The 21,636-nt window shown below is 61.6% G+C and carries 16 protein-coding genes and 1 pseudogene; 7 read left to right on the top strand and 10 right to left on the bottom strand.

Features of this window, described 5'->3' with window-relative positions:
* Positions 1-34: 34 nt before the first annotated feature.
* The 7 genes from ACP151_RS13090 to ACP151_RS13060 all read right to left on the bottom strand — a co-directional run bounded on the left by ACP151_RS13090 (position 35) and on the right by ACP151_RS13060 (position 7,666).
* Positions 35-967: a 2-hydroxyacid dehydrogenase gene (locus ACP151_RS13090; protein ID WP_424979345.1), complete on the bottom strand. Its 933-nt coding sequence runs from the start codon at positions 965-967 to the stop codon at positions 35-37.
* A gap of 17 nt (positions 968-984) precedes the next feature.
* Entirely contained in the window at positions 985-2,136 is a 1,152-nt protein-coding gene (rodA, locus tag ACP151_RS13085; RefSeq protein ID WP_424979344.1) for a rod shape-determining protein RodA, read from the bottom strand.
* The gene (gene mrdA / locus ACP151_RS13080) at positions 2,133-4,079 is read right to left on the bottom strand and encodes a penicillin-binding protein 2 (protein WP_424979343.1); all 1,947 of its coding nucleotides are present in this window, start codon (positions 4,077-4,079) and stop codon (positions 2,133-2,135) included. The genes rodA and mrdA overlap by 4 nt, the downstream gene beginning before the upstream one ends.
* A complete protein-coding gene (locus ACP151_RS13075; RefSeq protein WP_424979342.1) occupies positions 4,079-4,615 on the bottom strand; it encodes a rod shape-determining protein MreD in 537 nt (178 codons plus the stop codon). Before ACP151_RS13075 ends, mrdA begins: the two co-directional genes overlap by 1 nt.
* On the bottom strand, positions 4,608-5,549 hold the full coding sequence (mreC, locus tag ACP151_RS13070; protein WP_424979341.1) for a rod shape-determining protein MreC: 942 nt from the start codon (positions 5,547-5,549) through the stop codon (positions 4,608-4,610). Before mreC ends, ACP151_RS13075 begins: the two co-directional genes overlap by 8 nt.
* A gap of 62 nt (positions 5,550-5,611) precedes the next feature.
* Positions 5,612-6,658: a rod shape-determining protein gene (locus ACP151_RS13065; RefSeq protein ID WP_424979340.1), complete on the bottom strand. Its 1,047-nt coding sequence runs from the start codon at positions 6,656-6,658 to the stop codon at positions 5,612-5,614.
* A 231-nt stretch (positions 6,659-6,889) separates the two neighbouring features.
* Complete coding sequence (locus tag ACP151_RS13060) at positions 6,890-7,666, bottom strand: hypothetical protein (RefSeq protein WP_424979339.1); 777 nt, start codon at positions 7,664-7,666, stop codon at positions 6,890-6,892.
* Positions 7,667-7,798: 132 nt separating this feature from the next.
* Between ACP151_RS13060 and ACP151_RS13055 the strand changes: the two genes are divergently transcribed.
* Entirely contained in the window at positions 7,799-8,587 is a 789-nt protein-coding gene (locus ACP151_RS13055; protein WP_424979338.1) for a 23S rRNA (adenine(2030)-N(6))-methyltransferase RlmJ, read from the top strand.
* 209 nt (positions 8,588-8,796) lie between these two features.
* Here ACP151_RS13055 and ACP151_RS13050 read toward each other — a convergent pair.
* Both ACP151_RS13050 and ACP151_RS13045 read right to left on the bottom strand, forming a co-directional pair.
* Positions 8,797-10,050 (bottom strand): annotated as a pseudogene (locus ACP151_RS13050) (tetratricopeptide repeat-containing sulfotransferase family protein); the annotation flags it as partial.
* Between the two features lie 127 nt (positions 10,051-10,177).
* Positions 10,178-11,764, bottom strand: coding sequence for a 2-isopropylmalate synthase (locus tag ACP151_RS13045; RefSeq protein ID WP_424979337.1), 1,587 nt, complete (start codon positions 11,762-11,764; stop codon positions 10,178-10,180).
* A gap of 475 nt (positions 11,765-12,239) precedes the next feature.
* On the opposite strand from ACP151_RS13045, the gene ACP151_RS13040 reads away from it, so the two are divergent.
* A complete protein-coding gene (locus tag ACP151_RS13040; protein ID WP_424979336.1) occupies positions 12,240-12,674 on the top strand; it encodes a universal stress protein in 435 nt (144 codons plus the stop codon).
* A gap of 18 nt (positions 12,675-12,692) precedes the next feature.
* Positions 12,693-14,237 (top strand): alanine/glycine:cation symporter family protein, encoded by a 1,545-nt coding sequence (locus tag ACP151_RS13035; protein ID WP_424979335.1) that lies wholly within the window; start codon positions 12,693-12,695, stop codon positions 14,235-14,237.
* A gap of 498 nt (positions 14,238-14,735) precedes the next feature.
* On the opposite strand, the gene ACP151_RS13030 is transcribed toward ACP151_RS13035, so the two are convergent.
* The gene (locus ACP151_RS13030; protein WP_424979334.1) at positions 14,736-16,157 is read right to left on the bottom strand and encodes an MORN repeat-containing protein; all 1,422 of its coding nucleotides are present in this window, start codon (positions 16,155-16,157) and stop codon (positions 14,736-14,738) included.
* 182 nt (positions 16,158-16,339) lie between these two features.
* On the opposite strand from ACP151_RS13030, the gene ACP151_RS13025 reads away from it, so the two are divergent.
* The 4 genes from ACP151_RS13025 to gltX all read left to right on the top strand — a co-directional run bounded on the left by ACP151_RS13025 (position 16,340) and on the right by gltX (position 21,509).
* Positions 16,340-17,998: an NAD+ synthase gene (locus ACP151_RS13025; protein WP_424979333.1), complete on the top strand. Its 1,659-nt coding sequence runs from the start codon at positions 16,340-16,342 to the stop codon at positions 17,996-17,998.
* A 178-nt stretch (positions 17,999-18,176) separates the two neighbouring features.
* Positions 18,177-19,508 carry an NAD(P)/FAD-dependent oxidoreductase gene (locus tag ACP151_RS13020; RefSeq protein WP_424979332.1) on the top strand — a complete coding sequence of 444 codons (1,332 nt, stop codon included), beginning with the start codon at positions 18,177-18,179 and terminating at the stop codon, positions 19,506-19,508.
* Positions 19,509-19,583: 75 nt separating this feature from the next.
* Complete coding sequence (locus ACP151_RS13015) at positions 19,584-20,012, top strand: DUF1801 domain-containing protein (RefSeq protein WP_424979331.1); 429 nt, start codon at positions 19,584-19,586, stop codon at positions 20,010-20,012.
* 171 nt (positions 20,013-20,183) lie between these two features.
* Positions 20,184-21,509, top strand: coding sequence for a glutamate--tRNA ligase (gene gltX / locus ACP151_RS13010; protein ID WP_424979330.1), 1,326 nt, complete (start codon positions 20,184-20,186; stop codon positions 21,507-21,509).
* Positions 21,510-21,636: the final 127 nt, after the last annotated feature.

Raw genomic sequence — 21,636 nt, 5'->3', positions numbered from 1 at the left:
GGGGTGAGCGCCGCAGGCGCGAGGGGCGAAGCCCCTAGTATCCGAGGCTTCGGTCGACGAGATGTAACAGCGGCTCACCGGCCTCGCTGCGCCGGATGTTTTCTGCAATCACTTGGGCGGCCGTGCTTTCGCGGGTTTCCGAGGCGATGTGAGGTGTCACGGTCACATTTGGATGCGTCCAATAGGGATGTCCGGGCGGCAGCGGCTCGATCCGGAACACGTCCAGCGTTGCGTGGCCGATCTGGCCGCTGTTCAGGGCGGAAAGCAGCGCGTCGTCATCTATCAACGGGCCCCGGCCCGGGTTGATGATTCTGGCCCCCCTTGGCAACATCGCCAGGGTTTCAGCGTTCAGGGTGTTTTCGGTGGCAGGCGTGTCCGGCAGCAGCAGAATGACGATCTCTGCCTGTGCCAAAGCAGATTTCAGCCCGTCCCCGCCGGAGTGGCAGATGACCCCATCAATGTGTTTCCGTGTCCGGCTCCAGCCGGCCACCTGGAAGCCAAGCGCGGCCAGGGTTTTGGCCGCGGCCGTGCCAAGCGCACCGAGGCCCAGCACGGTCACGCAGCGATCCTTTGCCAGCGGTGGCGCCTTGGGGTCCCAGTGCCCGTTCTGCCCCAGGATATGGGCATCCATTCCCAGGTGATACCGCAGCGTGTGGCCAGCAACCCATTCTGTCATGCCCTGCTCCAGCCCGCTGTCCACCATCCGGGTGAGCGGTATTGCGGCAGGTACAGCCGGCACGATCTTTTCGACCCCTGCCCACATGCTCAGCACTGCCTTCAGCCGGGTGAAGGGGCTGAAATCGCTGATCGGTCCGCTGGGCGCATAGACGATATAGTCCACCTTTGCCGGCGCAATTTCTGTGTGCACACTGGCGTCCACACCCAGCCGGGCAAACTCTGCCTTCAACAGCGGTGCATAGAGGGGCCAGCTTTCGGGGCGGCCTGCAAACAGGACATTGGCGGTCATGGAAACTCCCTGATGGTCTAGCGTGAGACTTGGCGCGGGCGGTGAATATGGGCACTTTGCACAATCCCGAAAGCCCCCAGCAGGACCAGCATGGCGGAACCGCCATAAGACACCATCGGCAGCGGCACGCCCACCACCGGGGCCAGCCCCATTACCATTGACATATTCACCGCAAAGAACAGGAAGAAGGTGATGGCAATGCCCATGATCACCAGCGAAGAGAACCGGTCCTTAGCGGCAATCGCTGAGGCGATGCAGAACAGGATGATCAGCATATAGATCAACAACAGGGTAATCCCGCCGATAAACCCGAATTCTTCGGCCAGAGTGGTAAAGATAAAGTCGGTGTGTTTTTCGGGCAGGAAGTTCAGCCGCGATTGCGTACCTTGCATGAAACCACGTCCGGACCAGCCGCCAGAGCCGAGCGCGATCTTGGACTGGGTGATGTGATAGCCTGCGCCAAGCGGGTCCTGCGACGGGTCCAGAAAGGTGTCGATGCGGCGGAACTGGTAATCCTTCAAGAGCTGCCAGTCGGTGCCGCGGCTTTGGAATACTGCGCTGACCAGTCCGACGCCGGCTGCGATCACTGCCACGAAATAGGCCCAGTGAACGCCGGCCAGGAACATCACGCCGCCGCCAGCAGCCATCAGCAGGATCGAGGTGCCTAGGTCCGGCTGTTTCAGAACCAATGCGGTGGGGATCAGGATCAATGCCACTGGAAGCAGCACCCACAAGGGGCGCGAGATTTTTTCAGGCGGCAGCCAGTCGTAATAGGCTGCCAGCAGCATGACCAGGGCGATCTTGGTGACTTCCGATGGCTGAAGCCGCATGAAGCCAATGTCGATCCAGCGCTGCGCTCCCATGCCGACGGTGCCGAACAGTTCCACGGCGACAAGCAGGGCCAGCGATCCCAGATAGGCCAGCACAGAGACATTGCGCCAGAACCAGATCGGGATCATGGCCACCACGAACATCACGCCCAGCCCCAAAGCAAAGCGTTTGACCTGCGGTTCCACCCAGGGGCTGAAAGAGCCGCCAGCAACCGAATAAAGCATCAAGAAACCGACGCTGGAGACGGTTATCAGGAGCAGTGTCAGCCCCCAGTTCAGGTGTAACACCTTGCCAAGGCCGGAGGGCGTCGATTTCGCGTGGTACTCAAGATAGCTCATGCCCGGCTGCTCCTGCTGCCCAGCGGACGCTTGACGCGCTCTCGCTCCAACCGTTCCTGCTGCGCCTTAATGCGGCTGCGGTCGGCCTTGGGGTAGGCTTCCAGCGGCGGGGTGCCGTCGTAAAGTGCTTGCAAAAGCACGTCACGCGCCACCGGCGCTGCCGCTTTGGAGCCGCCGCCGCCGTGTTCGACCACAACTGCCACCGCGTATTTAGGCTTGTCATAGGGCGCGTAGCAGACAAACAGCGCGTGGTCGCGGCGCTCCCAGGGCAGGTCCTCGTTGCGGATCACCCCTGCGGCGCGCTCTGCGGCTGTGATGTTGCGCACCTGGCTAGTGCCGGTCTTGCCTGCCATCCGCATGCCGTCGCCGATGATGCGGGACCGGTAGGCGGTGCCGCGGCGGTCGTTGCTGACCGAATACATTCCCTTGCGCACCATCCGGAGATTGTTTTCGCTGACCTCCAGCGGTTCGCCGGCACCGCTGGGCTGTTCTGCACCATCCAGAGATTTCAGCAGTCGCGGAGTCACACTGCGGCCGGTGGCAAGCCGTGCGGTCATGACCGCCAGCTGTAGCGGGGAGGCCAGCAAATAGCCCTGACCAATGGAGGAGTTTGCGGTGTCGCCGATCAGCCAGTCCTTGCCATAAGAGCTGGCTTTCCAAGCCTTGGTCGGCGTAATGCCCTGCGCCACTGCGGACATCGGCAAGTCATGGCGGATTCCCAGCCCGAACCGGTTGGCCATTTCCGAAATCTTGTCGATACCGGTCTTGATGGCCACATCATAATAATAGACGTCGCAGGACCGTTTCAGCGAGGTGTTCAGATCCACGTGGCCGTGGCCTGCACGCTTCCAGCAGTGAAAGCGCCGTCCCCCGACCTTCAGGTGACCGGGGCACCAGACGGTTTCCTGCGGCCCGATCACGCCGCTTTCCAGCGCCGCCAGCGCCGTGATCATCTTGAAGGTGGAGCCGGGCGGGTAAGTACCCTGGACCGTCTTATTGGACAGCGGGCGGAATTTGTCCTCAGTCAGCATGCGGTAGTCGGCCACTGAGATACCGCGCACGAACAGGTTGGGATCAAAGCTGGGCGAGGAGCAGATCGCGCGTATGTCGCCGTCCTCGCAGTCGATCACCACCGCGGCGGCGCTTTCGTTGCCCAGCCGGGCCTGAACATAGTTCTGCAGACCGGAGTCGATGGTCAGCTGCATATCCGCGCCGGAAATCCCTTCGCGTCGGTCCAGCTCGCGCATCACCCGTCCAGTGGCGTTGACCTCTACCCGCTTGGCGCCTGCCTTGCCGCGCAATACGTCCTCGCGCTTGGCTTCAAAGCCGACCTTGCCGATCTGAAAGCGCGGAATCATCAATACTGGCTCCGGGTCGGCCATTTTGCTCAGGTCATAGTCGGATACAGGGCCGACATAACCGATGACATGGGCAAAATCGCCAAGCTGCGGGTAGATCCGCGTCAGCCCGACTTCGGGGGTAACACCCGGCAGGGCAGGGGCATTCACCGCCACTTTGGAGATATCCTCCCAGCCGATCCGGTCAGCCAGGGTAATCGGCAGAAACGGCGGGGAGCGGCGCATCTCGGCACGGGCGCGCTCCAGATCCTCCGGGTCCAGCGGCACCAGGTTTGAAAGCTTGGCAATGACCGCTTCCACATCGCCGGCGTCCTCTGGCACCACCGTGATCCGGTAAGAGGGAGAGTTCTGCGCAATGATCAGACCGTTGCGGTCAAAAATCTGTCCGCGCGCGGGCGGCAGCAATCGGATGTTGATCCGGTTTTCCTCTGCCAGCAGGCGGAATTCATCGGCCTGATCCACCTGCAGAAACCGCATCCGTGCGGCCAGCCCGCCTGCAAAGGCCAGCTGCAGCCCGCCCAGGAACAGGGCCCGGCGAGTCATTTTGCCATGGGCGGCATCCAGATCCTTGGTATTGCGTTTCATCAGCGGCTCACCAGGGTTTCGGCCTCGGCAGGGGACAATTTGCGCACCCCAAGAATAGACTGGCTGGCCCAAACCGCCAGCGGATAGACGGCAATGGTCATCACAATTTGGATCACGGTCAGGCTCAGTTGCGCCTGCTCTACTCCGAACAGCGTCAGGACCAGCCGGTTCAGTGTGGCAATGCCAGTCAGCACCAGGGCAACGGCCAGCCATTCGCTGGCAAAGGTGTTCTCACGGTGGGGGGCTGCGCGGTTTTTCAGGAAAGCGCAGCCCAGAACTGTCAGCAGTGCCAGCAGTCCCGGTGGCCGATGAAACAGCAGATCCGCCAGCAGCATCACCAGCCCGATGGACAAGGCCGGGATATAATCGGGGCGGCGCAGCGACCAGGCCATGACCAGCGCCAGCAACAGGTCAGGCGGCGCCCAGAATCGTGGCTCAGTCTCTAGTGGCAGCAGGTGGAAAAACATGATCACAAGCGCCAGGGCCGCAAACGCAGCCCGCATGGTCCAGATCCGGGCGGATGAGGTGCTAGCCATTGCCCGCCTCGACCGTGCTTTCGGCGCTGTCCTCGCCCAGGGTTTCAGGGCGCGGCTGCGGCAGCGGATCGCCAGGGGCGGCGCCAACCAGCCCGCCCGGGTTCTGGATCACCTCGGTGCCATGATGGCGCAGCACGCGCAGGTATTCCAGCCGCCCATAGTCCGCAGACAGTCGCACGCGCATACGGCCCGACCGGTCCTTGGCCACCTGTCCGATCAGCAGGCCTGCTGGAAAGACCGAGCCATCGCCCGAAGAAATCACCCGATCTCCGGGGCGGATCTGGTCGGCATTCTCCAGAAAACTCAACACCGGTGCAGCGCTGTTGTCGCCGGTCACAAGCGCAGTCTGGCCAGAGGGCTGGATGGTGGCAGGCACCGCGCTGGCGGCATCGGTCAGCAGAATCACCCGCGCTGTGTTGTGGCCGGTGCCGGAAATCCGCCCCACCAGTCCGATCCCGTCCATGGCGGCCCAGCCGTCATGCACCCCGTCGCGGCTGCCCACGTTCAGCAGCACCGACTGGCGAAAAGGCGAGCCGCTGTCAGCCATTACCACCCCGGTGATATAGGTGAGCTGCGGATCCAGCCGCACATTGTTGAGATCCAGAAGGCGGGCGTTTTCCTGTTCCAGCTGCAGCGCCGCCTCTTTCCAGGCGCGCATCTGCCGCAGTTCACTGCGCAATTCGCGGTTCTGTTCTGCCAGCCGCTGATAGCTCTGGAAATCCCGAAACAGGTTGATTGTTGCGGTGACCGGCACCATCGCCCAGTCCATGCTGGGGACAACAGCGTCAACCACCTGAGCCCGGAACCGCTCCACCCGCGGGCTGTCAATCCGCCAGACGATAAAGATTGCAGCAAGACACAGGCACAGCACCGCTGTCAGCAGGCGCCGCAGCGGGGCCGTGTAATCATCGCGCTGTGACTTGTCCTTTGCCACGTCTCTCCTTCCAGCCGCCACTCCAGCCTGTCAGCCGGCGCCGTTCTGGCGGGCAGGGGCTGTTAGCTGTCGTAGTCGATGGCGTGGGCCAGCTGTTTCTCGAATTCCAGCGCCTTGCCAGTGCCAAGCGCCACGCAGTTCAGGCTCTCGTCCGCGATGGAAACAGCCAGGCCGGTCTGCTCGCGCAGGGCAAGATCCAGATCGCCCAGCAGCGCGCCGCCGCCCGTCAGCATGACGCCACGGTCCACGATATCGGCGGCCAGATCCGGCGGGGTTGTTTCCAGTGCGGTCATCACCGCTTCGCAGATCTGCTGCACCGGTTCGGCCAGCGCCTCGGCCACCTGGGCCTGGGAAATCTCGATTTCCTTCGGCACGCCGTTCAGCAGATCGCGGCCACGGATCTGCATCGACTGGCCGCGCCCGTCGTCGGGCATGCGGGCGGTGCCGATGGAGGTCTTGATACGCTCGGCGGTGGCTTCACCCACCAGAAGGTTCTGCTGGCGGCGCAAGTAGCTGATGATCGCCTCATCCATGCGGTCGCCGCCAACCCGGACAGAGCGGGCGTAGACGATGTCGCCCAGCGACAGGACCGCGACTTCTGTGGTACCGCCGCCGATGTCGACAACCATGTTGCCGGTGGGGTCGGTGATCGGCATGCCTGCCCCGATTGCGGCTGCAATGGGTTCCGCGATCAGCCCGGCGCGGCGGGCGCCTGCCGACAGAACCGACTGGCGGATCGCACGTTTTTCAACCGGCGTGGCGCCATGGGGCACACAGACGATGATCTTCGGCTTGGAGAAGGTTGAACGTTTGTGCACTTTGCGGATGAAGTGCTTGATCATCTCTTCGGCGGTGTCGAAGTCGGCGATCACCCCTTCGCGCATCGGGCGGATCGCCTCGATCGATCCGGGCGTGCGGCCCAGCATCAGCTTGGCGTCTTCCCCCACGGCCAGAACTTTCTTGACGCCATCCTTGACGTGGTAGGCGACAACGGACGGTTCGGACAGGATCACCCCGCGGCCCTTGACATAAACCAATGTGTTGGCAGTGCCGAGGTCGATGGCCATGTCCGAGGAGAACAGACCGCCCAAGTTTCCGAAAAACGCCATATAGAAGGGATCCTGTGAGTGCTGCCATTATACCTTGGGCGACTCCCAGCAGGAGCCGCCGTCCTCAACCTTATAAGCGGCCCGGAAGGGCCGCGAAAGAGCGTATTATGGTGAAACAGCGCCTTTCCGCCCAGTATTCAGCGGTGTCAGTCTGCCGCGTTCACGCGCTGTTCCGGTGCAGGGCTGTCGACCAAGCTGTCCGGTTTGCCCGAGGGGCCGAAAAAACACCGGTCAGGCCGGGAAAATCCGCTGCATCTCGGCCTTGAAATGTGCCCAGGTCAGGCTTGCGCTGTTGCCGGCATAACCCTCGTAATAGGATTTCCCGGTTGAGACCGGCAGCCCGGCCCAGATCTTGGCCAGGTTGCGCATAAAGGTCTTGCGCGGCATTTCTTTGGCCAGGAAGGCGCTATAGCCGGCTTCCTCAATCAGCTGATGCGCCAGCTGATCCTGCAGCTCCGGCGTAAAGCGGGCCTGCGGTTTCACACCCTGATGCCGGACCAGCCGACGCAGCGTAGCGGGGATGAACTGATAGCGGCCGATGGCATGGGGCTGGCCAGGTGTGGCGTCAATCCAGGCGTTGATCTCGGCGATTGTCATGCTTGTCGGCTTTTTCGGCGGTTTGCGGGTGGCCCCGTATTGCACGGCATCATACTGGGCCTTCCCGGCCTCAGCGCTGGCGATCAGATCCAGCAGCCGTTTGACGCTGGGCGGGGCGGTCAGGATCGGGGCAAACAAGCCGCCGCCACTGCGGCCCCTGAACAGGCTGGCCGCACCAGGGTTGAGCGACACCGCACCGCGGCCCTGATCGGCGTCCGGCAAGGTGTCCGGCAGCTGGCTGGCAACAGCCTGCGGAGCCGCGCCTGCGGCGAGTGCAGACCCTGGCATCGGGGCAGAGGCATTTTGCAGGAAGAACTGGTTGCCAACCAGCGAATAGCCTTGCGCACTGACGGCGGCGGCCGTGCACAGCAGCAAAGCCAGAAACGTCACGATCAGGGCAAAGGCGCTCATTCTGAAGGGCATAGGAACCTGCATTCTGCGGTATCTTGTCATGGCAGAGTGTGGCGCAACGGGATTGAGATTCCGTTTATTCGCCGCACGCTGCCCCTTCCGCCCTTTGAAAATAGCCGCTAGAGGGGGCGCATGCTCTCGTATCAGCACATCTATCACGCCGGAAATCTGGCCGACGTTCAGAAGCACGCACTGCTGGCCTGGATGCTGGCCTATCTGACGCGCAAGGACAAACCGCTCAGCTATATCGAGACCCACGCCGGCCGCGGTCTTTATCAGCTCGATGCGCCCGAGGCTGTAAAGACCGGCGAGGCAGAGCAGGGCATCACCAAGGTGCTGGCAGGGCAGGGGCTGGCGGCGGATCATCCGCTGCACCATGCGCTGTCGGAAACACGCAGGCAGCACGGGGCGGCGGCCTATCCCGGCTCCCCCCTGATTGCCGCGTCCTTGTTGCGGGCGGGGGACAGCCTGCACTTTGCCGAATTGCATCCGCAGGAAAACGCGGCCTTGCGGTCCGCGCTGCGGCCATGGAAAGCCAAGGTGCATCAGCAGGACGGGTTCGAACTGGCCATGTCCCTGGCGCCGCCGACGCCCCGCCGGGGCCTGCTGCTGATTGACCCAAGTTATGAAATCAAGACAGACTATGCCCGCCTTTCCGGCATCATCGGTCAGCTGCACAAGAAATGGAACGTGGGTATCATCGCGCTATGGTATCCGATCCTGAAGGACGGTGCTCACTTGCCGATGCTGAGTGCATTGGAAGCGCTTGAATTGCCAGGCGTATTGAGCAGCGAAGTGCTGTTCCCGCCGGCCCGCGAGACCCACCGGATGGTTGGATCAGGCATGTTCATTGTCAATGCGCCTTTCGGCATGGAGGTTGAGGCAGCGGACCTGTCAAGGGTCTTCAGAACGCTTGCTTGAACTGGCGAGGACAGGGCGGCATCACGCTCTTCCCACTCGCGGATCCAGCTCCAGCCCCCTAAGGCGTCAATGAGCGGCGCAAGTTCGGCTTCGTAAGGTTTCCACTTGCCGAGCCCCTTGGTATTGATGCCTTTTCGAACCTGCACCAAGGAGGCGGTGTTCACCGCGCCGGTGTAGTGTTCCGGGCTCAGGCAGTCTGGGTGCCAGTCCAAGCCGAGATGGCCGAGGATTTCCCGTAATTGCTGTTCGGGCTGTTCGACCAGCGCCCGGTAGGACTGCAGCCGCAGACGGCTTCCCAGCTTAGGCAGATAGTCATCAATGGACGCATAGACAGTGCGGATCTGGTGGCCTATCCATTCCAGCCGTTTCGAGAACACCTGGCCTTCTGCAAAATCCTTGGAAAACAGCGACAGCCCCACGTCCAGTGGATGCCGCATCATGAAAATGAACTTCGCGTCCGGCAGCATTATTCTGGCAAACCCCAGGTTAAAGGAATTTTGCGGCTGTTTGTCGATGATAACAGCGTGGTCCTGCAGGCTTTCCGGCACACTGGTTTCCAGGAACATCTTGCGCAATGCCGTCAGTTCCTCTGAGCTTGCTTGCCAGGTCCATTTCCAGTGGCTGGTCAGCGGCACGGTGTCCTGCACCAATTGGCGTGCGGTGATCACCGCTTGGCCGATGCCGGGGTTTTCGCCGATGCTGCCGATGCCGGGATGCCGCCCGAGCATCGCCTCCAGCAGTGTGGTGCCGGAGCGGGGGAGGCCAGTGACAAAGGCAAAACGGTGAGCGCCGTCATCCATACGGGCTTCGGCAGTGCTGCCCGGGTGGAAGGCTTGCCGTTGCTCAGCCAGCATCTTGTCATATTCGGCCTGCGGATAGTCGCCCGGCGTGGCGGCTTTGGCCTCGGCGAAATACTGCATGGCGGTTGCAGGCTTGCCGCTCGCATCCTCAATTTGTCCGAGCGCGTTGCAGATCGCGGCCTTTTCACCCGGGGAAAGCGACGGCGCTTTTGCAAGGTCTTGGAGCTTGCGGGCCTCCGGGCTGGAAGCCGGAAAAATTTCAATGAGATTCAGGGCGACCAAAGCAGCCGCAGACATCGGTGACAGCTCCAGCACCTTGCGGAAGGCTGCAGCGGCCGCCGCTGTATCGCCCATCGACAGCCTGATCATTCCGGCCTTGCCCCGAGCATTCAGATCCTCCGGCCAGGAGGTGCAAATCTCATCCAGCACCGGCAAGGCGGCGTCCATCTGGCCTGACTCGCTGTAGCAGTCAGCTAGGGCATGGAGCAGTGCAGGATTTGAAGGATCTTCCTGAACTAGCTGATGCAGAAGTGCCAGTGCCTCGGCAAACTGCCTTGTTTGCCTCAGGAACTCTGCCTGCTCCAACGGCGTGGGGGATACAGTTCGCGGCTGCGCCGGGAAGGGAGTTTTCACTAGATTCTCCAGTGGTTCGTTGCTGAACATTTCTTCCGGAAAATGCCTACTAAAGGTTGATGCAAGGTTACCCCTTGCCACTCTTGGAGTTGTTGACAGCAAAAAAGCGCCTGCAGCAGCGACTGCAAGCGCTTAATCATGCAATTGCCCGGATGGCTCAGGCCAGGTCTTTGTAGGAGACTTCCTTGGCATCGGCACCTTCGCCCACCCGGCCGCGGCGCACGATCAGGCGGTTCAGTGCATTCACATACGCCTTGGCCGAGGCCACAACCGTATCGGTGTTGGCGCTTTCGCCGGTGGCGATGTTGCCGCCCTCTTCCAGACGTACAGAAACCGTTGCCTGGGCGTCGGTGCCTTCGGTCACCGCATGCACCTGATACAGCTGCAAGCGCGCGGTGTTCGGGTAGATTTTGCGGATCGCCTTAAAGGTCGCATCCACCGGCCCGTCGCCCTCGGCGGTCTCAGTCACGTCTTTGCCGTCGATCTCCATCTCGACGGTGGATTCGGCCGGACCGCCGGTGCCGCAGACCACTTTCATCGATACGATCTTGAGAAAATCGTTCTCGGCGTCCGCGCCGGTGCGCATCAGCGCAATCAGGTCGTCGTCGAATACCTCTTTCTTGCGGTCCGCCAGTTCCTTGAAACGGACAAAGACGTCTTTCAGCTGGTTGTCGCCCACCTCATAGCCAAGATGCTCCAGCTTGTCGCGCAGCGCCGCGCGGCCAGAGTGTTTGCCAAGCGGCAGCGAGGTGCCGGAGAGGCCGATGTCCTCGGGCCGCATGATCTCGAAGTTCTCGCGGTTTTTCAGCATTCCATCCTGATGGATGCCGCTTTCATGGGCAAAGGCGTTCTTGCCGACAATTGCCTTGTTCGGCTGCACCACAAAACCAGAGACGGTCGAGACACGGCGCGAGATATGCATGATTTTGGTGGTGTCGATGCCGGTGTGCCAGGGCATGATGTCATTGCGCGTCTTCAGCGCCATCACCACCTCTTCCAGCGCGGTGTTGCCTGCGCGTTCGCCAAGGCCGTTGATGGTGCATTCGATCTGGCGCGCACCGCCCGCAACCGCAGCCAGCGCGTTGGCGGTCGCCATGCCCAGATCATTGTGGCAATGGGTGGCAAAAACCACCTCATCCGCGCCCGGCACGGTTTCGATCAACCGCTTGATCAGATCGGCGGATTCCATCGGAGCGGTGTAACCCACGGTATCGGGGATGTTGATGGTGGTTGCACCCGCCTTGATTGCAATCTCGATCACCCGGCACAGGTAGTCCCACTCGGTCCGGGTCGCATCCATCGGCGACCATTGCACGTTGTCCACCAGGTTGCGGGCGTGGGTGACGGTCTCGTGGATCTTGTCCGCCATCTCGTCCATTGACAGGTTCGGGATGGCGCGGTGCAGCGGCGAGGTGCCGATAAAGGTGTGGATGCGCGGCTGCGCGGCCTTGCGCACCGCTTCGGCGCAGCGGTCGATGTCCTTGAAATTGGCGCGCGCCAAGCCGCAGATCATCGAGTTCTTCGAGCGTTCTGCAATTTCGGACACGGCGGCAAAGTCGCCTTCGGAGGCAATCGGGAAGCCGGCCTCGATGATATCCACGCCCATTTCGTCCAGAAGCCCGGCAATCTCCAGCTTCTCGTCATGGGTCATGGTGGCGCCGGGGCTCTGTTCGCCGTCGCGCAGGGTGGTATCGAAAATCAATACACGGGATGTGTCGCCGGAAATCGGGGATGCGTTTGTCATGTCGGTATCTCTTGTCTCTGTCCTAGGCCCTTCAGGGCATCATAAGCCTTTGATGGCGCGCGTGCGGCAATCCTCTGAGCGGGCGCGCCGGAAGGGCACACTCAGAGGCGGGCTAGGATCAGTAGGGCGCGCAGAGCCGCACCGCGGGAAGCGGTGTCTGCAAAGGTGATATCTGCGCGAATGCTCATGGCAGGGATTTATACAGAGGTGCCGCGGAATGGAAAGAGGGATTTTGATCCCGATGCCGCCTGGGATTGCGGTGATAGAGTTGTATGCGATGGTATTCGTTTAATTCGAGACAATGTTGAAAAAGGCATATAATATAAGTAAGGCCTGCGATTAGTTTCAATGCGGCGGATTGTCCATTGTGAATTTTTTGGAGATGGGCGCGACAAGTGCTTGTACGGAAAGCTTTTTCCGGCGGCAGCGGCCCGAATCCGGCACCTTAGGCAGGCGCCGTCGACAGGAGGATACAGTGTCGAATAAAATTGTTCTTGGATACGATGACAGTGAAGCGGCCAAAACGGCGCTTGCTTTTGCTGTCGGCCTTGCCAAAGCGCAAGGGGCAGAATTGGTGATTGCGCATGTGTTGGAGTGGTCGCCCTATTCCTTCCTCACCCCGGAGGAAATCGGCGAGCGGCACAAGCGCCGCGGAGAAGAGCTGAAGCGCGCCGAAGAGGCTGTTCTGGCACCGGTCCGCAAAAGCCTTGAAGATAGCGGTCTCACTGTTTCAACCGAACTCAAATACGGCCATATCGCAGAAACCCTGTGTGATGTGATCAAGCAGAGCGGAGCCAGCCATGTGATCATCGGGCGCACCGGCCATTCGGCCCTGTCGTCGCGCCTGTTCGGCTCTGTTGCGGGCAGCCTGGCACAGGCGGCGCCGGTTCCGGTCACCATCGTTCCATAAGAAAATCAGAGGACAGTCATGAGGAAATCAATCAAGGCGGCAGCTTTGTCTGCGCCGCTGTTGCTGGCGGCAACTGCCCCGGCGATGGCGCAATCCATCGATGAACGCGTCAATGAGCTGTTTGCCAGCTCCACCGGCTGGTTCGTCAACCTGATCTTCAGCCCGTTCCCCGGCACCAGCTTTCCCTGGATCGTGGCCTGGCTGGTGGTCGCGGCAACCGTGTTCACCGTTTATTTCGGCCTGATCCAGTTCCGCGCCTTTCCGCATTCGATTTCACTGGTCAAAGGCGACTACTCCGACCCCAATGACGCGGGTGAGGTCAGCCATTTTCAGGCGCTGGCAACCGCGCTGTCGGGCACTGTCGGCCTTGGCAACATTGCGGGCGTTGCGGTGGCTGTCGGCATCGGCGGCCCCGGCGCGACCTTCTGGATGATCCTGGCCGGCCTGATGGGCATGGCGTCGAAATTCACCGAATGCACCCTGGGTGTGAAATACCGCAATGAGTTCGCAGACGGTCATGTCTCTGGCGGGCCGATGTACTATATGACCAAGGGCTTTGCCGAACGCGGTCTGCCGATGGGCAAATTCCTGGCGGTTCTGTTCTCGGTGTTCTGTATCCTTGGTGCCTTTGGCGGCGGCAACATGTTCCAGGCCAACCAGGCGCATGCGCAGATTTCTGGCGTCGTGGGCGACTATCCGGGCTGGATCACCGGCGTGGTGTTTGCAGCGGTGGTCTTCGCGGTGATCGTCGGCGGTCTCAAGTCCATTGCCCGCGTGACCGAGAAAGTCGTTCCCTTCATGGGGGTTGTCTATGTTGCAGCAGCGCTGGTTATCCTGGCGATGAATGCGGACAAGATCGGCTGGGCCTTTGGCCAGATCTTCGAAGGTGCCTTCACCGGCGCAGGTGTTGCCGGCGGTATGGTCGGCGCGCTCATCCAGGGCTTCAAGCGGGCTGCCTTCTCGAACGAAGCAGGTGTTGGCTCGGCTGCAATCGCGCACTCTGCGGTGAAAACCAAAGAGCCGATCACCGAAGGTTTTGTGTCGCTGCTGGAACCTTTCATCGACACAGTGGTGATCTGCACCATGACCGCGCTGGTGATCATCATCACCGGTCAGCTGATCCAGGACCCGGCCACCGGCCTGTACCTGCTGGATGAAGGCGCAAGCACCATCCAGACCGTTGACGGCAACAAAGGCGTGGCACTGACGTCGGCAGCCTTCTCCTCGGCGTTCGGCTGGTTCCAGTATGTGCTGGCGCTGGCAGTGATCCTGTTCGCCTTCTCCACCATGATCAGCTGGTCCTACTACGGGCTCAAGGCCTGGACCTTCCTGTTCGGCGAAGGGCAGACAACGGAACTGGTGTTCAAGGTGATCTTCTGCATCTTCGTGGTGATCGGCGCAGCCGCAAACCTCGGCCCGGTGATCGATTTCTCCGACGCGGCAATCTTTGCCATGGCGGTGGTCAACATCATCGCGCTCTACTTCCTGATGCCGGTCGTCAAGAAAGAGCTGAACAGCTACATGGCACGCCTGAAATCAGGTGAGATCAAAAAGTTCGGCTGACCAGGTCTGCCGGACCAAATCGGCTGACTAGGTCATGCCCGATCAAGGCTGACACAGCAAACAGGGCCTCTCCGGACTTCCGGGGAGGCTTTTTGATTGGATTTGAAAGGGGAGGGCAGCCCCGGCATTCCAGCACTGTCCGGAAATCGGGTCTGCGCCTACGGCAGAAGACCCGGGTCAATGTACGGTCCGGTGGCGCAGCCTCTGTCGGTCCTACCTTGCCACACGTGAAACACTGCACGCCCGGAAACGGATGGGAGCCTCTGTGCGGCTTTGTAATGTGGCCCTGAACGTTTCTGAAACAGGTTTGACGCTGTGATGCGGCTCTAAACCGGCAAAAAGACCAAAATCGCTACACCAAAGCCGCCGGTCCGGCAATGGCGGCAAGAATAGGGGCTGTTGGCTTGGTGTGATATAAACACTATGCGGCTTGCGCCACGGCCACATCGGCCGGACCCCAAAAACACGCCGCAGCGGCGTACCGGGAGCGTGTCCGGTCTACTCGGTCTGGCCTGCGCCTGCGGTGCCACTGCTGACAAGTGCGCCGTTTTCCCAGGTGCCGTCCGTCTGCTCGCCGCTGGCGTATTTCATCATGCCGGGCCCCTGCCGTTTGCCGTTGACGAAACTGCCCGTATAGACATCGCCATTGGGATAGGTCGCTACACCCTCGCCGAAAATCTTGCCTTCTTGCCATGCGCCCTCGTAGGTGAAGCCGTCGGGCATCACAAACCGGCCTTGCCCGTGTCGCTGATTGTTGGCGAACTGGCCGGTGTAGACTGACCCGTCCGCATAGGTCGCGGTGGCGTCGCCGTGGCGCTGGGCGTCCTTCCAGCCGCCCTCGTAGCGGTAGCCATCGGCATAGGTCATCACACCGAAACCGTGGTTTTTGGCATTCTTGAACGCGCCTTTATAGACAAGGCCGCTGGGGTAGGTGGCGGTGCCTTGACCGTCGATCACACCGGCAATCCAGTCGCCTTCATATGTGGAGCCATCGGCATAGGCGATCTTTCCTTGCCCCTCAGCAAGATCGTCCCGGAACTCGCCTTCATAAACCGATCCGTCGGCGTAGGTCATCTTTCCCTTGCCGGCAATCTGCCCCTCGGCCCATTCGCCGGTGTAGCTGTAGCCGTCCCGTTCGGTGATGGTGCCGGTGCCGTGGCGCTGATCATTGGCAAAGGTGCCGACATAAACGCCACCATTGGCGTATGTCATCTTGCCGTGGCCATGGCGGCGGGTGTTCTGCAATTCCCCTTCGTAGACATCTCCATTCGGGTGCACCTGGCGGCCGGTTCCCTGCATCTGGCTGGCAACCCACTCACCTTCGTAGATCAGCCCGTCCGGTGTTTCGAGCCGCCCTTGCCCTTGCAGCTGCCCATCTGCAACCTGGCCTTCGTAGACCGTGCCGTCGGCATAGGCGATTTTGGCTTGCCCTTCCTGACGGCCTTCGGCCCAGCCGCCATCATAGGAATAGCCGTCCGGAGAAGACATAACCCCCCGCCCGTGCCGCTTGCCGTCGGCGAAACTGCCCTGATAGCGCACGCCGCTGGCGTAGACCGATGTGCCATCGCCGTGGATCTGCCCGTCCTGCCAGCCGCCTTCGTAGGTGCTGCCATCCGCGCGGGTCAGCTTGCCCAGGCCATGTGGTTTGCCCTGAGCAAACTCACCTTCATAGACAGATCCGTCCGGGAAACGCGCCACGCCCTGGCCGCGGACTTCCCCTTCGATCCAGTCTCCGGTGTATTCATACCCGTTTGGCAGCCTGTAGGTGCCGGTGCCATGCTGCAATCCGCCTTTGAAGGTGCCCTCATAGACGCCGCCGATTTCATCCTGGGTGGTGATGACTTCGCCGTCCTGCGCCAGCGCGGGTGCGGCAAAAGCCAGGATGGTGGAAAGCGCGACTGCGGTACCGAAACGGGCCATTGAAAACCTCTGTTTGAACAGGAATTGCGAAGCTGCTGCCATATGGGGTTGCTCGCCCGGAAACTAAGCTACCGCAACACGGGCCGCAATGTCTTTTCCCGTCTGCATGCCCCTTGCCCTTTTCCTTGGCGGTCAATCTGATAAATGGCTGAAGGAGGAATTTTGCAAAGGGCCTAAGCAGCATGGCAGACCAATTCCGCGTGACACTGGCGCAGCTGAACCCCGCTGTGGGCGACCTGGCAGGCAACGCTGCCAAAGCAAAGGCCGCCTGGGAAGAGGGCCGCAAGGCCGGCGCTGATCTGGTGGCGCTGCCGGAAATGTTCATTACCGGCTACAACACCCAGGATCTGGTGATGAAGCCGGCCTTCCACACTGCCGCTATTGCCGAGGTGGAGAAACTGGCGTCGGACTGCGCTGATGGCCCGGCGCTGGCGATTGGCAGCCCCTGGGTCGAGGGCGGGCGGCTTTATAATGCTTACCTGATTTTGAAAGGCGGCAAGATTGCCTCGCGCAGCCTCAAGCATCATCTGCCGAACGAAACCGTGTTTGACGAGGTCCGCATCTTTGACGCAGGCCCCCTGGGCGGGCCTTATGCGGTTGGCAACACCCGTATCGGCTCCCCCATCTGCGAGGACGGCTGGCACGAGGATGTGGCTGAAACCCTGGCTGAAACCGGCGCCGAGTTTCTGCTGATCCCCAATGGTTCGCCCTATTTCCGCGACAAGATAGACGTGCGCTTCAACCACATGGTGGCGCGCTCTGTCGAAACCCATCTGCCGGTGATTTACCTGAACATGGTGGGCGGGCAGGATGATCAGGTTTTTGACGGCGGCTCCTTTGTGCTGAACCCCGGCGGCGCATTGGCGCTGCAGATGCCGGTGTTCGACGAGTCGTATGCGCATCTGGATCTGGAGCGCACCGACGACGGCTGGCGTGCCATCGAAGGTGAAAAGGCGCCTCTGCCCGATGCGTGGGAACAGGACTACCGGGTGATGGTGGAATCCTTGCGCGACTACATGGGCAAGACCGGCTTCAAGAAGGTGCTTCTGGGGCTCTCCGGCGGGGTTGATTCGGCAATCGTAGCCGCCATCGCGGTGGACGCGCTGGGCGCAGAAAACGTCCGCTGTGTGATGCTGCCTTCCGAATACACCAGCCAGGAATCGCTGGACGATGCCGAAGCTGTCGCCCAGGCGCTGGCTGTGCATTATGACTATGTGCCGATTTCCGAAAGCCGCGCGGCCATCACCAATACGCTGGCGCCACTGTTTGCCGGCATGGAATCCGGCCTGACAGAGGAAAACATCCAGTCCCGCCTGCGCGGCCTGCTGCTGATGGCGATGTCCAACAAGTTCGGGGAAATGCTGCTGACCACCGGCAACAAGTCCGAGGTCGCGGTCGGCTATGCCACCATCTATGGCGACATGAACGGCGGCTACAACCCGATCAAGGATCTCTACAAGACCCGCGTCTTTGAAACCTGCCGCTGGCGCAACGCCAACCACCGCCCTTGGATGAAGGGGCCAGAGGGAGAGGTGATCCGCCCCAATGTGATCGACAAACCGCCCAGTGCCGAACTGCGCGAGGATCAGAAGGACAGCGACAGCCTGCCGGATTACCCCGAGTTGGATGCAATTCTGGATATTCTGGTGGATCAGGACGGCTCTATCGCGGATTGCGTCGCAGCCGGTTTTGACCGGGCTGTGGCCAAGCGGGTGGAGCATCTGGTTTATATCAGCGAATACAAACGCTTCCAGTCCGCCCCCGGTGCTCGCCTGACCCGGCGCGCCTTCTGGTTGGACCGCCGCTATCCGATCGTGAACCGCTGGCGAGACCCGTCCTGATGTCCGGATAACCTTCTGATGATGCAGGGTTTTCCGCGTCTCATATGGGGTGTTTTTCGTCGAGCCTGCGCGGGTGATACACTGGTCTGCGGCTGAAAAATCACAATGGCGCAATGCGGCGCAAGAGCTGTCGCATGCTTGCTGGACCGGCGGTGGCGCTGCAGGCATAGATGCCCGCATGCCCGGACCGAAGCTGCCACATTTCCAATCTGACCTGGCCTTGCCCAAGGCCGTCGACGCCGTGGTGATCGGCGGCGGCATTATCGGTGCCAGCACAGCGCTGGAACTGGCCGAACGCGGCCATTCGGTGCTGCTCTGCGAAAAGGGGCAGATCGCCGGAGAACAAAGCTCGCGCAACTGGGGATGGGTGCGCCTCGCCTGCCGCGACCCGCGGGAAATTCCGCTGATGGCGGCTTCTTTGCGTCTGTGGGAGCGGCTGGCAGAGCGGACCGAACATGAAACCGGCTTTGCCCGCACAGGCATTCTCTACACGGCTGAAACAGCCAAGCGTGAAGCGCAGCTGGAACGCTGGCTGCGCAATCTTGACGGTTGGGAGCAGGGCGCGCGGATGGTCCGCGGTGAACGGCTGGCGCAGCTGATGCCCGGTCATCAGACCGCGGCGCGTGCGGCGCTGCACACGCCTTTGGACGGGCGGGCAGAACCCCAGCTGGCAACCCATGCCATCGCCTCTGCCGCCCGTGCCGCAGGGGCCAGGGTGATGACGGATTGTGCCGTGCGCAGTGTTGAAATGTCTGCGGGTCGTATCAGTGGCGTGATGACAGAGCGCGGCCGGGTGGCCTGCTCAGCCGTTGTTGCCGCTGGTGGTGCCTGGTCGCGGCTGTTCCTGGGCAATGCAGGCGTGAACTTGCCGCAGTTGAAGGTGCTGAACACGGTGCTGCGCAGCTCGCCTGTGTACGGCGGCCCCGACACCTCGGTGCGCAGCGGAAACCTTGGTCTGCGTAAACGCGCAGACGGCGGCTATACTGTTTCGGATGCGATGGTGAATGTGGTGGACATCGTCCCCGACAGTTTCCGCCTGGGGCATAAATACCTGCCCAGCCTGCGTCAGGAATGGCGGGCGCTGCAGTTCCGAATCTCTGGCCGCTGGGCAGAAGAGGCGGCACAGGCGCGCCGCTGGCAGCCGCAGGACACCACAGCGTTTGAACAGTGCCGGGTTCTGGATCCGGCGCCTTCGCAGAAAGCGTTGCGCAGCGGCTGGGCTGCGGCGCAAAGGGCCTTTCCGGTGCTAAAGGGCGCGGATGTGGTGCAAAGCTGGGCCGGGCTGATGGATGTGACGCCGGACGCAATCCCGGTGATTTCCCAGGTCGACAACCTGCCGGGGCTGTTCATTGCCACGGGTTTCTCTGGCCACGGCTTTGGCATTGGCCCCGCAGCCGGGCAGCTGACTGCCGATCTGGTGACCGGCAGCCCCCCGATTGTGGACCCGCATGCATTCCGGCTGTCGCGCTTCACGGATGGCGGCGGCTTTGGTCCGCAAACCGGCTATTGATCCATCGGTCTGCAAGCTGCGCGGGACTGTCAGACTGTTGGTGCCGCGCTACCTTTACGGCAGGAGGGTAGGCGGATGAACGGCAACAAGACAGTTCCGACCGGTGCAAGCGTTGCGGAGTTTCTGCACGGCGTGGAGCCCGAGCGCAAATCGGTTGAAGCGCAGGAGCTGGACCGGCTGTTTCGGCGCGTAACTGGCTTCCAGCCGCAAATCTGGGGAACGTCCATCATTGGCTACGGCCGCTATCACTACCGCTATGCGAGCGGCCGCGAAGGCGCGTTTCTCGCCACCGGATTTGCGCCGCGCCGGGCGCGCCATTCGATTTACATCATGCCGGGCTATCAGGATTACAGCGCCATCCTGTCCCGTCTGGGCAAGCACCGCCTTGGCAAAAGCTGCCTCTATGTGAACAAACTCGCTGACATTGACCTGGAAGTGCTGGGCGAATTGATCCGCGCAGGTCTCAAAGACCTGAATGCAATCTGGCCAGTGCAGTCTGAATGATGGGCAGCCTGAATACCCCGGCTTCATCTTTCCATAAATACTCGTATCCCGGCGTCCGGCGGACGGCCGTGCCGCCAACAGGCCAGGCCCGCGCCAGTGGCGCGTTAACCCTCGTGAAACTGGACAAACCGCGGCCTATGTGACAAGGGGCAAGGCAACAGGAGATCCGAGATGACCACCACCCGTTTTGCCCCGTCGCCGACCGGCTATATCCACGTCGGCAACCTGCGCACCGCGCTGATGAACTACCTGATCGCCCGCAAGGCCGGCGGCACCTTCATCCTGCGCATCGATGACACCGACCCGGAGCGGTCCAAGGAAGAATATGTCGATGCCATCAAACAGGACCTGGAGTGGCTGGGACTGACCTGGGACAAGGTGGAGCGCCAGTCCGAGCGGCTCGACCGCTATGTCGCCGCGGCTGACCGCTTGCGTGAAATCGGCCGCTTCTACGAGGCGTTTGAGACCCCGACCGAACTGGACCTGAAGCGCAAGAAACAGCTGAACATGGGCAAGCCGCCGGTCTATGACCGTGCCGCCCTGGCTCTGTCCGAAGATGAAAAGACCGCCCTGCGCGCCGAACGCGGAGATGGCGTCTGGCGGTTCAAGCTGGATCATCAGCGCATTGAATGGAGCGATGGCATTCTGGGCGACATCTCGATTGATGCGGCCTCTGTCTCCGACCCGGTGCTGATCCGCGGCGACGGCCAGTTTCTCTATACGCTGGCCTCGGTGGTCGATGACACTGAAATGGGCGTCACACATGTGGTGCGCGGCTCGGATCATGTGACCAACACCGCCACTCAGATCCAGATCATCGAGGCGCTGGGCGGCACTGTGCCCTCTTTTGCCCACCATTCGCTGCTGACCGGTCCGCAGGGCGAGGCGCTGTCTAAACGTCTGGGCACACTTGCCCTGCGCGACCTGCGTGAGGCCGGTGTGCAGCCGATGGCGCTGCTGTCGCTGATGGCACGTCTGGGGTCCTCCGATCCGGTGGAGCTGCGCAGCGAAATGGCGGAGCTGATTGACGGCTTCGATATCAACCGCTTTGGCGCTGCACCGACCAAATTCGATGTTGAGGATCTCTATCCGCTGACGGCCCGCTATCTGCAGTCGCTGCCGCTGGATGCGGTGCAGACCCATGTGGATGCGCTGGATATTCCGGCGGAAAAGCAGGCCGCATTCTGGGATGTGGCCAAGGAAAACATCACCACGCTCAAGGATCTTGCTGGCTGGTGGGAGCTGTGCCGCGACGGTGCCGAGCCGCTGGTGGCAGAGGAGGACAAGGCGTTCATTGCCGAGGCGATGGCGCTGCTGCCGGAAGGCCCCTATGACGCTGACAGCTGGGGGAAATGGACGGCTGCGGTGAAAGAGGCAACGGGCCGCAAGGGCAAAGGCCTGTTCATGCCGCTCCGCAAGGCCGTGACCGGCATGGAACGCGGCCCCGACATGTCGGCCCTGCTGGCCTTGATGGAAACCGTCCGCGCCCGTGGCTGACGGAATAATGTGACGGACGGAAACGGCGCGGCCTGAGGGTCGCGCCGTTTCTGTTTGGAGCGCTCCCGCCCGCTGAAGCTGCATCAAAGATGCCGCAGCAGCCGTTGGGCCGGGCGCCGCGCGAATG

The organism is Leisingera sp. S232, assembly GCF_049800895.1.
GTDB lineage: Bacteria > Pseudomonadota > Alphaproteobacteria > Rhodobacterales > Rhodobacteraceae > Leisingera.
The sequence above is the reverse complement of the archived record's forward strand: the minus strand, read 5'-3'. Positions and strand labels throughout refer to the sequence as shown.